General features: G+C 65.8%; 13 protein-coding genes. 7 read left to right on the forward strand and 6 right to left on the reverse strand.

Going from position 1 to position 15,058, the window contains the following annotated elements; genetic code table 11:
* Positions 1–119: 119 nt before the first annotated feature.
* The 6 genes from WG899_RS03435 to WG899_RS03460 are packed head-to-tail and all read right to left on the reverse strand — an operon-like array spanning position 120 to position 6,513.
* Complete coding sequence (locus tag WG899_RS03435; protein ID WP_339594224.1) at positions 120–695, reverse strand: SRPBCC family protein; 576 nt, start codon at positions 693–695, stop codon at positions 120–122.
* Positions 692–1,885, reverse strand: coding sequence for a vWA domain-containing protein (locus tag WG899_RS03440; RefSeq protein ID WP_339594225.1), 1,194 nt, complete (start codon positions 1,883–1,885; stop codon positions 692–694). Before WG899_RS03440 ends, WG899_RS03435 begins: the two co-directional genes overlap by 4 nt.
* Before the next feature lie 55 nt (positions 1,886–1,940).
* Positions 1,941–2,837 carry an AAA family ATPase gene (locus WG899_RS03445; protein ID WP_339594709.1) on the reverse strand — a complete coding sequence of 299 codons (897 nt, stop codon included), beginning with the start codon at positions 2,835–2,837 and terminating at the stop codon, positions 1,941–1,943.
* A gap of 5 nt (positions 2,838–2,842) precedes the next feature.
* A complete protein-coding gene (locus WG899_RS03450; protein ID WP_339594226.1) occupies positions 2,843–3,634 on the reverse strand; it encodes an FAD binding domain-containing protein in 792 nt (263 codons plus the stop codon).
* Between the two features lie 27 nt (positions 3,635–3,661).
* Positions 3,662–6,025 (reverse strand): xanthine dehydrogenase family protein molybdopterin-binding subunit, encoded by a 2,364-nt coding sequence (locus WG899_RS03455; RefSeq protein WP_339594227.1) that lies wholly within the window; start codon positions 6,023–6,025, stop codon positions 3,662–3,664.
* Entirely contained in the window at positions 6,025–6,513 is a 489-nt protein-coding gene (locus WG899_RS03460; protein ID WP_339594228.1) for a (2Fe-2S)-binding protein, read from the reverse strand. Before WG899_RS03460 ends, WG899_RS03455 begins: the two co-directional genes overlap by 1 nt.
* Before the next feature lie 253 nt (positions 6,514–6,766).
* Between WG899_RS03460 and WG899_RS03465 the strand changes: the two genes are divergently transcribed.
* From WG899_RS03465 to WG899_RS03495, 7 genes are all read left to right on the forward strand, one after another.
* Positions 6,767–7,006, forward strand: coding sequence for a DUF2789 domain-containing protein (locus WG899_RS03465; protein ID WP_339594229.1), 240 nt, complete (start codon positions 6,767–6,769; stop codon positions 7,004–7,006).
* 35 nt (positions 7,007–7,041) lie between these two features.
* The gene (locus WG899_RS03470; protein WP_339594230.1) at positions 7,042–8,040 is read left to right on the forward strand and encodes an XdhC family protein; all 999 of its coding nucleotides are present in this window, start codon (positions 7,042–7,044) and stop codon (positions 8,038–8,040) included.
* On the forward strand, positions 8,030–8,707 hold the full coding sequence (locus WG899_RS03475) for a zinc metalloprotease (RefSeq protein ID WP_339594231.1): 678 nt from the start codon (positions 8,030–8,032) through the stop codon (positions 8,705–8,707). Before WG899_RS03470 ends, WG899_RS03475 begins: the two co-directional genes overlap by 11 nt.
* A 119-nt stretch (positions 8,708–8,826) precedes the next feature.
* Positions 8,827–11,394: a tetratricopeptide repeat protein gene (locus WG899_RS03480; RefSeq protein WP_339594232.1), complete on the forward strand. Its 2,568-nt coding sequence runs from the start codon at positions 8,827–8,829 to the stop codon at positions 11,392–11,394.
* 167 nt (positions 11,395–11,561) lie between these two features.
* Positions 11,562–13,274: an AMP-binding protein gene (locus WG899_RS03485; protein ID WP_339594233.1), complete on the forward strand. Its 1,713-nt coding sequence runs from the start codon at positions 11,562–11,564 to the stop codon at positions 13,272–13,274.
* Between the two features lie 215 nt (positions 13,275–13,489).
* Positions 13,490–14,416, forward strand: a complete 927-nt coding sequence (locus tag WG899_RS03490; protein WP_339594234.1) for a hypothetical protein — start codon at positions 13,490–13,492, stop codon at positions 14,414–14,416.
* Between the two features lie 161 nt (positions 14,417–14,577).
* Positions 14,578–15,006: an energy transducer TonB gene (locus WG899_RS03495; RefSeq protein WP_339594235.1), complete on the forward strand. Its 429-nt coding sequence runs from the start codon at positions 14,578–14,580 to the stop codon at positions 15,004–15,006.
* The last annotated feature ends 52 nt before the right edge of the window (positions 15,007–15,058 follow it).

Raw genomic sequence — 15,058 nt, forward strand, 5'->3', positions numbered from 1 at the left:
ATCAGCAAGGGGCTGCCTGGCTGTAAAACCACTTTTGAAAACTGTCTTTGGTCCCAGGTTCTTGATCCACTGGCATCTCTTTGTGGGCTACGAATTCCATGCCCCATACATGTGCGCCCTCACACCTTCCCCGTAAACACCCTTCCCAACCACCCCAAATACCAATCCAGCACCCGCTGGAACAGACTCTTTTTCTCCACCTCAGCTGCTCCGTCTTCTGCCGGAACCGGCGCAGCAGCCGCCACCCCATAACGCGCCTGCAACGCGGTATTGAAAGCTGAGAAGAAATCGCCGGCCATCTTCTGCGCGGCCATGTCCACCAGGCGGGAGCCGATTTGGGCGATCTTGCCGCCGACGCTGGCTTGCACCTCGTAATGCAACAGCGTCTGGTTGGGGCCTTGGGGTTCGAGCCGCACTTGGGCCGTGCCTTTGCCGTGGCCGGCGGCGCCGCCGCTGCCTTCAAAGGCCAGGCTGTAGCTATCGGGCGGCTGCAGATCGGCGAGCTTGAGCTTGCCTTTGAACTTGGCTTTGACCGGGCCGATGGCCACGGTCATCAAGGCTTCGAACTCATGCTCGCCGATCAGCGTGAGGCTTTCGCAGCCGCTGATGCTGGCTTGCAGCAGGGCGGCGTCGTTCAGCGCTTCCCAGGCTTGGGCTTGCGAGACGGGCAGGGTTTCTTGGCCGGTGAGCTTCATGATGAGCCTGATGAGTTGGGTTTTCTGGTGTGCGACGCCAGCAGCTGCGCCAGCGCTTCCAAGCTGGCCAGATTGTGCGCCGGCAGGTGCAGGCAGACTTCGGGCAGCAGCGCCCGCACGCCGGCGGCCTTGGGCTCGAAGCCCTCAAAACGCAAGAGCGGATTCAGCCAGACCAGGCGGCGGCAACTCAGGCGCAGGCGTTCGGCTTCAAAGGCCAGGGCGGCGCACTGCGGGTCCGCTTCGCTGCCTTGTTCCAGGCCGTCGGTGATCAGCAGCACGGTGCTGTCGCTGTGCAAAAGGCGGCGCGCCCAGCGGTGGTTGAATTCTTGCAGGCAAGCGCTGATGCGGGTGCCGCCCGACCAGTCTTGCACGCGGCGCGACACGGCCGCCACGGCCAGGTCGGGGTCGCGCTGTTTCAGCAGTCGAGTGATGGGGGTGAGCCGGGTGCCGAAGACAAAGCTCTCGACCTTGGGGATATGGCTGCCGCCGCGCTGCGCGGGGTTGGCCAGGCCATGGGCCAGGTGCAAAAGCATGCGTGAGTAGCGGCCCATGGAGCCGGAGATATCGGCCAAGATCAGCAGCGGCGCCACCTTGGTCTTGCGCGCCTGGCGCGGCAAGGCCAAGCGCTCGCCGCGCGCCTGGGCACGCAGGCTGGCGCGCCAGTCCAGCCGGCCGCGCGCAGCCGGGGCCCAGCGTCGCGTCGGTCGCGGCTCAAACAGCAAGCTGTGTTGCAGCTGCGCCAGCAAGCGCTTGGCGGCGAGCCACTCCTGCGCCGTCATGGTGTCGAAGTCTTGCTGGCGCAAGAGCTCGCGGGCGCTCCAGCTCAGGCGGGCGTCGATCTCGATTTGCTGCTCGGGCTCGGGCGCTGGGCTGTGCGTGGGTGCATGCGGAAACAGCGCCTGAGCCAAGCGCCGGTTCTCCGGCAGCGCGGGCATGCCGGGCTTGGCCTGCGCTTGCGGCAAGAGCATGCGCATCACCCGGCCGAGCAGGTCGGGCTCGCGCCAGAAGATGTGAAAGGCTTGGTCGAACAGCGCGCGGTGCTCGGCCCGGTCGATCAAGCAGGCCGCCAGTGTGGCGTGAAAGTCCTGGCGTGAAGAGAGGCCCGCCAGCTGCAAGGCCTGTAGGCTCAGCAAGACCCGGTCGCTGCCCACCGCCATGCCGGCTTGGCGCAGCACACGGGCGAAGTGCATGACGTTCTCCGCCAAGTAACCGTGAGCCTCAGCGGAATGACGCGCCGCATCAGCTTCAGCCACGGCCAGCAACCCGCAGCTGCTCCAGCAGCCGGGCCGCCTCGGAGCCCTGCACCCGGGCGATATCGTCCTGGTACTTCAAGAGCACGCCCAGGGTGGACTGCAGCGTGGCCGGGTCCAGTACCAAGGCGTTCAGCTCCAGCAGCGCGCGCGACCATTCAATCGTCTCGGCCACGCCGGGCAGCTTGTACAGGTCCAGCCCGCGCAAGCCCTGGATGAAAGCGACGATTTGGCGCGCCAGCGCCTCGGGCGCTTGCGGCACGCGCTGGCGCAAGATTTCCAGCTCGCGGGCCGCATCGGGGAAGTCCACCCAGTGGTAGAGACAGCGCCGCTTCACCGCATCGTGGATCTCCCGCGTGCGGTTCGAGGTGATGATGACGATGGGCGGGCGGCCCGCCGGCGCGGCGATGCTGCCCAGCTCGGGGATGCTGATCTGGTAGTCGCTCAAGACCTCCAGCAGATAGGCCTCAAAAGGCTCGTCGGCGCGGTCCAGCTCATCGATCAAGAGCACCGGCGCCACCGGCTGCGCGGGGTCAATGGCCTTGAGCAAGGCACGCGGGATCAAAAAACGCGGCGCAAACAAATCATCGGCCAGCGCCTGCCGGGCCTCGCCCTCGGCCATGCGGATCTCCAGCATCTGGCGGGCGTAATTCCATTCATAAGCGGCGCCGGCCAGGTCCAGGCCCTCGTAGCACTGCAGGCGAATCAGCGGCCGGCCGAGCAGGGCGGCCAGCGCCTTGGCGATCTCGGTCTTGCCGGTGCCGGGCTCGCCCTCCAGAAACAGCGGCCGCTGCAGGCGCAGCGCCAGAAACACCGCCGTGCTCAGCTCGCGCGGCGCCACATAGCCTTGCGCGAGCAAGCCGGCGGCGGTCTCGTCGATGGAGGCCGGCAGCGCATTCACCGCGCCGCCGCCACCGCCCGCCCGGCCAAGACCGGGATCAGCGCCGCGCGGTACTCGGCCGAGCCGTGCAGATCGCTGTTCAATCCGTCGGAGCTGATGCTGAGGCCCTGCGTGGCAGCGGGGCTCCAGCTTTGGCTCAGGGCTGCTTCCACCTCCGCAGCGCGGAACACCACCGGCCCCGCGCCAGTGACGGCCACGCGCACGCCGCCGGCCGTCTTGGCGACGAAGACGCCAACGATGGAAAAGCGCGAGGCCGGCTGTTTGAACTTTTGCCAAGCGGCCTTTTCCGGCACTGGGAAGCTCACCGAGGTGATGATTTCGCCGGGCTGCAAGGCGGTTTCGAACATGCCGGTGAAAAAGGCGTCGGCGGGGATGCTGCGCCGGTCGGTGTAGACCGTGGCGCCCAGGCCCAGCACGGCGGCGGGGTAGCAGGCGGCGGGGTCGTTATTGGCCAGGCTGCCGCCCAGGGTGCCGCGGTTGCGCACCTGGCGGTCGCCGATGTGGCCGGCCAAGTCGGCCAGCGCGGGGATGGCCTGCTGCACCTCGCGCGAGGCGGCCACGGCGGCATGGGTGCTCATCGCGCCGATGGTGAGCTTGGCGCCGTCCAGGCGTATGCCTTTCAGGTCGGCCAGGGCGCTCAGATCGACCAGGGACTCCGGCGTGGCCAAGCCCAGCTTGATGGCGCCGAGCAAGGACTGACCCCCGGCAATGATCTTGGCCTCAGAGCCGGCTGCGGCCTTGGCGGCCTCCGCCACGCTGGCGGCTTGGATGAAGTTGAAGCTGCTCATGATGGGATGTTCCTCGTCAAGGGCTGGTCAGCGGCTGGCTTGGATCGCTTGCCACACGGTGTGCGGCGTGGCCGGCATGGGCAGGTCTTTCAGCCCGAGCGCGTCGCAGATGGCGTTGATGACAGCCGGCGGCGAGCCGATGGCGCCGGCCTCGCCGCAGCCCTTCACGCCCAGCGGGTTGTGGGTGCAGGGCGTCCCTTTGGCGGTTTGGACCTGGAAGCTGGGCAGGTCGTCGGCGCGCGGCATGGCGTAGTCCATATAGCTGCCGGTCAGCAGCTGGCCGCTGTCCACGTCGTAAATGCCATGCTCCAGCAGCGCCTGGCCGATGCCTTGGGCGATGCCGCCATGCACCTGGCCTTCGACGATCATCGGGTTGACGATATTGCCGAAGTCGTCCACCGCGCTGAAGCGGTCCACCCGCACCTGGCCGGTCAAGGGGTCCACCTCCACCTCGCAGACATAGCTGCCGGCGGGGTAGGTGAAGTTGGTGGGGTCGTAAAAGGCGTTCTCGTTCAGACCCGGCTCCAGCGTGGCCAGCGGGTAGTTGTGCGGCACATAGGCCGTGAGCGAGACGGAGGCGAAGGGCACGCTCTTGTCGGTGCCGGAGACCTTGAAGACGCCGTTTTCAAACTCGATGTCGGTGTCGGCCGCCTCCAGCAAATGGGCGGCGATCTTCTTGCCCTTGGCAATCACCTTGTCCACCGCCTTGACGATGGCGGTGCCGCCCACCGAGAGCGAGCGGCTGCCGTAAGTGCCCATGCCGAACAAGACCTTGCCGGTGTCGCCATGCTGGATGTCGACGTCTTCAAAGGGAATGCCCAGCTTGTCGGCCACCACCTGGGCGAAGGTGGTTTCATGGCCCTGGCCGTGCGAGTGGCTGCCGGTGAAGATGGTGACCTTGCCGGTGGGGTGCACCCGCACCTCGCCGGCTTCAAACAAACCGGCGCGTGCGCCCAGAGCGCCAGCGATATTCGACGGCGCCAGGCCGCAGGCCTCGATATAGGTGGAGTAGCCGATGCCACGTTTGAAGCCCTTGGCCTCGCTGGCGGCGCGGCGTGCGGCAAAGCCGGCCACATCGGCCAGCTCGACCACGCTGTTCAAGGTGGCGTCGTAGTCGCCAATGTCGTAGCTCAGGCCCACCGGTGTGGCGTAGGGGAAGCTGCGAATGAAGTTGCGCCGGCGCAGCTCGGCCGGGTCGATCTTCAGCTCGCGCGCGGCGGTTTCCACCAGGCGCTCCACCACATAGGTCGCCTCGGGCCGGCCGGCGCCGCGGTAGGCGTCCACCGGCGCGGTGTTGGTGAACACACCGGTGACCTCGGCGTAGATGGCCGGCGTGGTGTACTGGCCGGCCAGCAGCGTGGCGTACAGAATCGTCGGCACGCTGGAGGCAAAGGTGGACAGATAGGCGCCCAGATTGGCGGTGGTGTGCACCCGCATGCCGAGGAACTTGCCGTTTGCGTCCATGGCCAGCTCGGCCACGGTGGCGTGGTCGCGGCCATGGGCGTCGGTGAGGAAGCTTTCGCTGCGCTCGGCCGTCCATTTGATCGGCCGGCCGATCTGCTTGCTGGCCCAGGTCAGCGCGGTTTCTTCGGCATAAAGAAAGATCTTGGAGCCGAAGCCGCCGCCCACATCAGGCGCCACCACCCGCACCTTGTGCTCGGGAATGCCCAGCACAAAAGCGCACATCAGCAGGCGCTCGACATGCGGGTTTTGGTTGGCCACATAGAGCGTGTAGCTCTCGTCGCCGGGGTTGTAGCTGGCATTCGCTGCACGCGGCTCAATCGCGTTAGGAATCAGCCGGTTGTTGCGGAACTCCAGCCGCGTCACATGGGCAGCGCCCTTGAAGGCCGTGTCGGTGGCGGCCGCGTCGCCGCAGCCCCAGGTGTAGCAGACGTTGTCGGGCGCCTCGGTGTGCACACTGCTGGCGAAGTTCTTGGCTCGCGCGGTGTCCACCACCGGCACCAGCTCTTGGTAGTCCACCTCGATCAGCTGCGCCGCAGCCTTGGCTTGCTCATAAGTTTCGGCTACCACCAGGGCAACCTGGTCGCCCACATAACGTGCTTTGCCATCGGCCAGGATGGGGTGCTTGGGCTCCTTCATCGGCGAGCCGTCCAGGCTGTTGATCAGCCAGCCACAGGGCAGGCCGCCCACGGCGCGGAAATGCTCGCCGGTGTAGATGGCCAGCACGCCCTCGGCGGCGGCAGCGGCCGTGGTGTTGATGTTGCCAATGCGGGCGTGGGCATAGGGCGAGCGCAGAAAGTAGGCATAAGTCTGGCGCGGCAGCACGATGTCATCGGTGTACTGGCCGCGCCCGGTCAGAAAGCGGCCGTCCTCGCGGCGGCGCAGGCTTTGGCCAATCAGGCCGGCTTGAGGGGTGGTGCTGGTTGTCATCACTTGCTCCCTTCTGCTTGCATGCCAGTGGCGCCGAGCTGCACCGCCTTGACGATGTTCTGGTAGCCGGTGCAGCGGCAGAGATTGCCTTCCAGGGCTTCGCGGACTTGAGCCTCAGAGTGACAGCCGTGGTGCTGCACGAGGTCCACCGCGCTCATCACCATGCCCGGTGTGCAAAAGCCGCATTGCAGGCCATGGCACTCCTTGAAGGCGGCTTGCATCGGGTGCAAAGTGCCGTCGGCGGCGGCCAAGCCTTCGATGGTGCTGATCTCGGCGCCGCTGGCCTGCACGGCCAACATCACGCAGCTCTTCACCGCGCGGCCGTTCAGATGCACGGTGCAGGCGCCGCATTGGCCGGTGTCGCAGCCGATATGGGTGCCGGTGAGCGCGAGGTCCTCGCGCAGCAGTTGCGAAAGCAGGCGATCCGACGCGACCTCGCGCGTGACCGCTTTGCCATTGACCCTGAGCGTGATCTTGTGCGAGCTCATTGTTTGTCTCCTGGAAGGTGGCGCCGGCCAAGCGCTGAGGGCGCCGGTCCAAGGGCTATCGTCGCCGCAGCGCCGGCCCGGCGCCACCCACGGTTTACCCCCATGTATGCGCATACATAGACTGTTGCGCTTGAGGCTTGTGTCCCGACTTGATACATGGCCTCACACTTCGGGCGTCGGCGCGGTCCAGGCCGGCGCCGGATCGTGCGAACATCTGCATCAGGTCCTGCTTTGTCCGGTAGCCCAACACATCATGGAAAAGACTCACCACCGTTTCAACGAACTGTTTGCCCAGCTGGGTCTGCCCAATGATCCGGCCGGCATCCACGCCTTCTTGACGCGCCATGCGCCCTTGGCGTCGGAATTCCGCCTGGCCGATGCGCCGTTCTGGAGCCCGGTGCAGGCCGAGATGCTGTGCGAGCAGCGCTGCGATGACGCTGACTGGGCCGAATTGGTTGACCAACTGGATGCCGCGCTGCGTCACCGCGGCTGAGGGCTAGCCCCATATAGGCGGAGGAGGCCGAGAGCATGGACAACGTCGATCTTGCTGTGTTGCGTCAGGTCGCCCAATGGCGCGCGCAGGGCCACACGGTGGTGCTGGGCACCATCACCCGCACCTGGGGCTCGGCGCCGCGCCCGGTGGGCTCGGTGGTGGCGGTACGCGACGACGGGCAGATCGCCGGCTCGGTGTCGGGCGGCTGTATCGAAGACGATTTGATTGCCAGGGTGCGCGAGGGCGCCCTGAAGCTGCAAGGGCCGGAGCTGATGCGCTACGGCGTTGGCGCCGAAGAGGCGACCCGTTTCGGCCTGCCTTGCGGCGGCACTCTGGAGTTGATGTTGGAGCCCTTGGGGGCCGACTCGCAAATCACCGAACTGCTGGCCCGGCTGGACCGCGGCGAGCGCGTTTGCCGCAGCCTGGACCTGGCCAGCGGTGCCGTCTCCTTGAGTGCGCCCCAGGCTGGCGCCGATCTCTTGAGCCTGAACGCGCAGACCTTGGTCACCCACCACGGCCCGCAATGGCGCCTGCTGATCATCGGCGCCGGCCAGATGACCCAATACCTGGCCAGCATGGCGCTTGGGCTGGACTATCAGGTGCTGATCTGTGACCCGCGCGAAGAGTACGCCGAAGGCTTTGCCGTGCCGGGCTGCACCTTGACGCGCGAGATGCCCGACGATGTGGTGAGCGCCTTCGCGCCCGACGGGCACAGCGCCGTGGTGGCCCTGACCCATGACCCCAAGCTCGACGACCTGGCGCTGATGGAGGCGCTCAAAAGCCCGGCCTTTTATGTCGGCGCGATTGGCTCGCGGGTCAACCAAGCCAAGCGCAAGTCGCGCTTGGCCGAGCATTTCGATGTCAGCCCTGAGCAGCTGGCGCGCCTGCATGGACCGGTGGGCCTGAACATCGGCGCGCGCACGCCGCCCGAGATCGCGCTGGCCATCCTGGCGCACATGACGGCGGAACGCTACGGTGTGCAACTGAGTAGCTCGCAGCTGCGCTCCGGCGCCGAGAGTGGTTGTGCGATTTAGTCGAGCCTTGGCATTGGGGCTGAGTGTTTTGGCCAGCGCCGCCTCGGCGCAGACCTCGGTGCGCGAACAAGAGATTGCCGAATGCCGGCCCGGCGAGATCGTCACCTGGGGCGATGGGCGGGATCGCCCGGCCTTGAGCAAGCCGCTGCGCTTTGTGTACTGGCATGCGGGTGCGCCCGCCTGGTTCAGCGCGGACGCTGTGCTCGGCAGCTTGCGGCGCGCTTCCAAGGCCTGGGCGGGCTGTGGGATAGAGAGCCGGGTGCAAGTGCTCGGTCCGCAGGATGACCTGCCGGCCGGCGCCATCGTCGTGCAATGGAGCGAGCCGGGCAGCATGGGCAATTTCGGTCTGGCGAACCTGGGCCAACGCACGCTGGCGCTGAGCGCGGCCTCGTTCCAGCTGCTGCGCAGCCGCAATCCCAAGCACCCGGCGGAGCAGACCTTGCAGATGGTGGTCTCGCATGAGATGGGCCACTTCTTTGGCCTGATGGCGCATTCGCGCCGCTGCGTGGACGTCACCTCTTACTACCACGACGGCAAGGGCGGGCAGTGTTATGCGCGCGACCGCTCGTTGCTGAACTCAGTCGCCGAGTACCGCAGCATCTTGCCCACCGCTTGCGATATTCAGCGCTGCCGCAGTGCCAATGGCTTTGCGCCGACGCCGCCCTAGCGGGGTGGCTCGCCCTGCATGTGCGGCGCCCCCCCACCCGCTGAGGCTGACTTTCGCAATGGTCTCGGCGTCCGCTTAAGCTCACACCTATTTTCTCTTCTAAACCACGGTTTCTTTCCATGCCCATGATCCGCAAGGCAGGCTCGGCCTGTCATCTTTGGCTGAGTCTTGTTTGCGCCTTCGGCACGGCGATGGTGGCCCCGGCTCACGCTGCCCCCAGCAAGCCCGCCCACAATGCCGCGCACAAGACCGTCAAGCCGAGCCAAAGTGCCAAGGCCGGCAAGCCGGCGGCAAAGAAGGCCGCGCCCAAGAATGCCCCCAAGGCGGCACAGCCGGCCGACTCGGCCCTGCAGATCGAGCGCCTGTTGATCCAGCAGGACTACCGCGCTGCCGGGGTCTTGATCGAGGCCTTGCAGCGCAAGCCGATGCTCAGCAATGCCGAGCGGACCCAGCTCTACCAATGGGGCTTTATCCGCGAAGACCTGGCTACGGTGGATGCCCAGACCCGCGACGTGCTGGACCCGCAGCGCAAGGGCCTGATGGCCGCCGACTTCCAGGCTGCCGGCCGTCTGGCGCTGGAGCAGCGCAACTTCGAGCGCGCCAAGGCTTGTTTTGAACGGGCCCTGCAGCTCAGCCCCACGCCGATGGACCGGGCCGCCGCGCTGCGCGGCCAGGGCCAGGTGGTTTTTCAATTGCGCGACTACGAAGGCGCGCTCAAGCTGCAAGAAGCCAGCCTCAAGCAATACCCGACGGCCGACACGCTGATGGCCCAGGCCGATGCCTTGATTCGCCTCGGACGCACCGATGCGGCGATTGCCGCCTCCGAGCGCGCCGTGGCCCTGAATCCGCGCCACGAAATGGCCCATTACCATCTCGGCAACGGTTATGCGCGCAAGAACTACAGCGAGTTGGCTGCGCTGAACCCGAAGGCATTCGCCGAAGCCAAGGCGTTGACCTTGAAGGCCTCGGAAGCCTTTGTGCGCGGCGACTTCAAGGGCGCCGAAACGCTCAGCTTCCAGGCCCTGCGTCAGCAGGCCGGCTACGGACGGGCGCATGCGGTGCTGGCCAAGGCGATCGAGTCGCAGCGCATGGCGGTGGATATTCACCGGGCCGCCGCCGAGGCCCGCTTCGCCGCCACGCCGATGCCCGAAGTGCCCGGCATCGAGCGCTATGTCTTGAACTGGGCCGAGCTGTCGCCGCGCCATCAAAAGCGCGTGGCCTTGTCGGTCGCGCCCTGGAAGGCTTATATCCCGGTGCTGCTGGAGGGTGGCTTGACGCACTTCATCAAGCCGCTGCATCTGAAGCTGTCGGAAACGCCGGGCGCGCAGGCCTTGAAGGATGCCCGCATCAACTACGACTCGCGGCTCTGGGACGATGTGCGCGGCGCCGGTGGTTTCAACACCGTCACCGGCATCGAGGATGTGGAGCGTTCGATCTTTGATCAGTACAACACCGTGCTGCATGAGCTGACGCACCAGGTGCACGGCATCATGACGGCCGACCAGGCGCGTGAGATTCAGGAGCTGTACCGTCAGGCTAAAACCCGCGACGAAGCCAGCCAAAACGGTTTCCTGTCGCGCTACGCTGGCGGTTCGGTGTGGGAATACTTTGCCGAGGGCGCGAACAGTTATGACTCGCCGCGCCGCGATGCCTATGACAAGCGCGAAATCGTGCGCGAGCGTCTGCAAAGCATGGACCCGGCGCTGATGGCCTTGGTGCAGCGTCACTTCGAACGCAGCGATGTGCGCGCCAGCCTGCCGATTGCGTTGGTCAATGCCGGCAACCAGAAGTTGGAAGAGGGCCAGGCCGAGGCGGCGCAACAGCTGTTCGCCCGCGCCGCCCAGGTGGCGCCGGACGATGAACAGGTGCTGGCCTCGCTGCTGAATGGCCACGCCATTCTGGGCCAGCGGGCCGAGGCCCGCGCGGTGGCGACGCGAGCGCTGAGCCTCTACCCGCGCAGCGGCCAGTTGCGGGTCAGTGCGCTGGATGCTGGCTGGCATGCCGGCCAGCCCTTGCTCGCCTTGAGCCAGACGCTAGCCGCTGGCCGCGATCAGCTGGAGGGTGAAGACCGCTACCGCGTTGAGCTGAGCCTGGGCGAGGCCTACCGCAATCTGGGCGATGCGGCGGGCGCGCTCAGCGCCTTTGACGCCGCGTTGGGCTACCAGTCCGACAGCCCCGAAGCGCTGTGGGGCCGGGCCGCCGCCCTGGGCCTGGCCGAGCGTTGGGACGAGGCCTTCGCCGTCTACGAGAAGGCGCTGCGCTTGCGCACCGGCGTGGTCGAGCTGCGGGCCGATCTGATTCAAGACCTGCTGCGTGCCGGGCGTTTGCCGCAGGCCCGCGCGCAGCTGAAGGAAGCGCGACTGCTGGATGATCAGGAGCCGCGCCTGCTGGCGCTGCAAGCCTGGCTGACGCTGGCCGAGCGCGACGCCGCCGGCGCGGTGCGGCAGGCCGATGCGGCGCTGGCCAAGGGCCCCTGGTCGGATCTGGCGCGCATCGTCAAGGCGGCCGCGCTGCGTGTCCAAAGCCAGGAGACCGAGGCCCAGGCCACGGTGGCGCCGCTGCGCCAGCGCATTGCCAGCGCCGCTGCGCCCGAGTATCTGTACCGCGCCGACAAATCGAGCTGGGTCTCGGTGCACCAGCTGCCGGCCTTGGAGCGCGAGCTGCTGCGCCGCTGGCTGGGTGAATAAGTTTGGCTGAATCGCCGGCTGTCGTGCCCGCTGCCCGGCCCATTCGGGTCGCGCGGCGCGGCGTCAGCCAGTTCTTCAAAAACAACGTGACCTAGGGTGACTGCTCATCGGCGCGCACCCGGCGGCTGCCCATAATTTGGCATTCCCATCCCCGGAGAGTGCGCGCCATGAGGTCTAGCCCCAAGCTGATACTTGAGCATGTCTATGAGCACGAGGCCGCACGCCCGAACCAGGTCTATCTGACCCAGCCGATCGGCGGCGGCCAGGTGCTGGACTACAGCTGGGGCCAGACCATGGACCAGGCTCGCCGCATGGCGACGCACCTGCTCAGCCTGCAACTGGCGCCCGGCGCGCGCATTGCCATCCTCTCCAAGAATTGCGCGCACTTCATCATGGCCGAGCTGGCCATCTGGATGGCGGGCGGCACCACGGTGGCGATCTTCCCGACCGAGACGGCCGACACGGTGCGCTTTGTGCTGGAGCACAGCGAGGCCAGCCTGCTCTTTGTCGGCAAGCTCGACACCTGGCCCGCGCAGGCGCCCGGCGTGTCGGCGCAGCTGCCGTGCATCACCTTGCCGCTGGCGCCGGCCGAGGCCAAGAACCAGCCCGGCTTTGAGAGTTGGGAGGCCATCACGGCGCGCAGCACGCCGCTGGGCGGTCGGCCGCAGCGTCGGCCAGATGACTTGGCCATGCTGATCTACACCTCGGGCTCGACCGGCCAGCCCAAGGGGGTGATGCACAGCTTTGGGCGCGTCACCGCGGCGACCGAGGGTGCCGTGGCCTTTATCCGCAGTCTGGCTGGCCCTGTGCCGGAGCAGCGCGTGCTGTCCTATTTGCCGCTGGCCCATGTCTATGAGCGCGCCTGCCTGGAATGCACCTCCTTGATGGAGGGCCAAACCCATGTGTTCTTTGCCGAGTCGCTGGACACCTTTGTGCAGGACCTGTGCCGCGCCCGGCCGACGGTGTTCTGCTCGGTGCCGCGCCTGTGGTTGAAGTTCCAGCAAGGCGTGTTCAGCAAGATGCCGGCGCAAAAGCTCGAGCGGCTGCTGAAGATTCCGCTGCTCGGCGGCATCGTGCGCAAGAAGGTGCTGAAGGGCTTGGGTTTGGATCAGGTGAAGGCGGCGATGAGCGCCTCGGCGCCGATCCCGCCAGAGCTGATTGCCTGGTATCGGCGCCTCGGCCTGAACCTGCTCGAAGGCTATGGCATGACCGAGGACTTTGCCTACTCCCACAGCTCCACCAACAGCCTGCATGAAACGGGTTGTGTCGGCATTCCTTTGCCTGGCGTGGAGTGCAAGCTGAGCGAGGAGGGCGAAATCCTGATCAAGTCGCCGGGTCAGCTGGTGGGCTATTACAAGCGCCCCGATCTGGACCAGGAATGCCTGACCGCCGATGGCTTCTTCCGCACCGGCGACAAGGGCGAGCGCCGCGCCAGTGACGGCATGCTCAAGCTGACCGGCCGCGTCAAGGAGTTGTTCAAGACCGCCAAGGGCAAGTACGTGGCGCCGGCCCCTGTGGAAAACCGACTGAACGCGCACCCGATGGTGGAGATCACCTTGGTCGCCGGCGTTGGCCAGTCGGCGGCCTTTGGCCTGGTGGTCTTGAGTGAAGACCTGCGCGCCAAGATCAAGCAAGCGGGGCCCGGATCGGCCTTGCATACCGAGGTGGAACAGTCCTTGGGCGAGCATCTGAAAACCGTCAACGCGGCGCTGCCTGACTACGAGAAGCTGTGCATGTTGGTGATCGCCCAAGAACCCTGGACGATAGAAAACGGCTGCCTGACCCCGACCATGAAAATTCGCCGCAACCGCATTGAAGCCGAAGTGGCCGAGCGGATTGAGGCCTGGTACACGGCCGGGCGCGCGGTGCAGTGGGCGTGAGGTAAGCGCTGAACCCCCGCTGGGGTCCGTGATCATTGCCCCGGTACTAAATCGATAAAATGCGGCGTTAGGCCACCCGCCCCGGATGGCTTGTCCAGGCAAAGTAGCGTCACATGGACTCTTTGGGCGCTTGCATCGCTACCTCGCCCAGGTGCTTTGACGCTCTAGAGCTCGGCCGAGAAACTCCCCCTGTTCATACCAACAGGGAGAGCCTCATGATTCGAACCCATCAAATCGACACTTGCTTTCGCAAGCGTCTTCTCGGTAGTGCGCTTGGCTTGAGTTTCAGCCTCGCTTTGACGGCTTGCGGCGGCGGGAGCTCAGAAGACCCGGCACAAGCCTCGCGGATCACGGCCGAGAACATGGTGGAGGTCGCTGCCTTGAGTGAATTCGAAAACAGGCAAAGCGGCTACGTCAGTGCTGCGCTGTTCTTGCAGAGCGAGTTCTCAAACGGTGCGAATGGGGCCGGTACCAAGAAGTGTTCGACTTCGGGTTCGGTCGCCTATAAGCAGAGTGATGTTGAATTCAGTCTCACGCCCGATGCTTGTAAGCACAGCTTCAGCGGTAGGGAGCTGGTGCTGACATCCGGTGACATGCAGATGGGCAGGCAGGCGAATGCGGGCGAAGAGATGGTGTCCACAAACTACAAAAACTGGAAATCCTCCTACAACTTTTTGTCAGAAGCGGGGCTCATTGGGGCGGACGCGCCGGTGCTCAACGGCGGTAGCTTCATTCGAGTGTCTTCTAGCGGGGTGTATGGAGGGTCAGCCAGCTATCGGCTCAGCCGGGAGAGTTTGTTCATCAATGCCGAGATGAGTGTGCGCCATGACCAGAAATTCGTTGCGCAAGGCGGCGTTGAGCAGAGTTTCATTGAGACTCAGTCCACGGTTTCAAACAACAACTTCGCGCAAGCCTTGAAGATCCGCAGGACCACCGTGCTGAGCCGGCCCGTCGGAGCTGCACCCGGCAACGAGACCGTCTCAGAGCAACCGGTGGTCGTCTCGGCGGTCGACGGTTCGGAACTCACGATCACACGAGAGGGCGCTCAGTTGCGCCTATCGCTGCGCAACAAAGAGGGCCCGCTTGCGAGCAAGACCATCCAGCAAGCAGAGCTTGACGCGGCCCTCAAGAAGCTCTTGTGAATGCGACAAGTGGCTTGAGGTGAGCGCTGAGATTGGCACCAGTTGTCGCTGATGGGCTGGGTTTTACGTGCGGGGCTAGCGATTCAGTTCAGCGCAATCAAGAGAAGCCGGGCGGCCTCGGCATAATCATCAAACTCAGCCACCGTCTCCTCCGACACCCAATGCGCAGTCTGTTGCCTCTTTCCCTGCTCACCTTGCTGGTGGCTTGCTCTTCGATGGAGCCCAACTACCGGGTGCGGACGGATGGCACGCCGGAGTCGCGCGCAGCGGCCGAGCGTAGTCATGCCGAGTTGATGGCCAAGCTGCCGAATGTGGCCGAACTGGATGCGCCGCTCAAAACGCTCAGCTCGCCGTTTCCCGACTATCCGCAGCAAGTCCGCGATGCCCAGATCAGCGGGCTTGTGCGCGTGGTCTTTTCGGTCGGAGAGGACGGCCGCGTCAGCAATCCGACCGTGCTGGGTTCGCCGCCTTCGGTGCTTGCCGCGCTGAGCCTGGAGGCCATCATGCGGTGGCGGTTTGAGGTGCCGCGCAAGGATGGCAGGCCGACCCAGGTGCGCGCCATGCAGGAGTTCACCTTTCGGGTGAGCTAAGCGGCAGCCGGGCGGCGAGGCTGGCAAGCTCGACTTCCGCCATGCAGCGACA

Source organism: Paucibacter hankyongi (assembly GCF_037482915.1).
Classification (GTDB): Bacteria; Pseudomonadota; Gammaproteobacteria; order Burkholderiales; family Burkholderiaceae_C; genus Paucibacter_A; species Paucibacter_A hankyongi.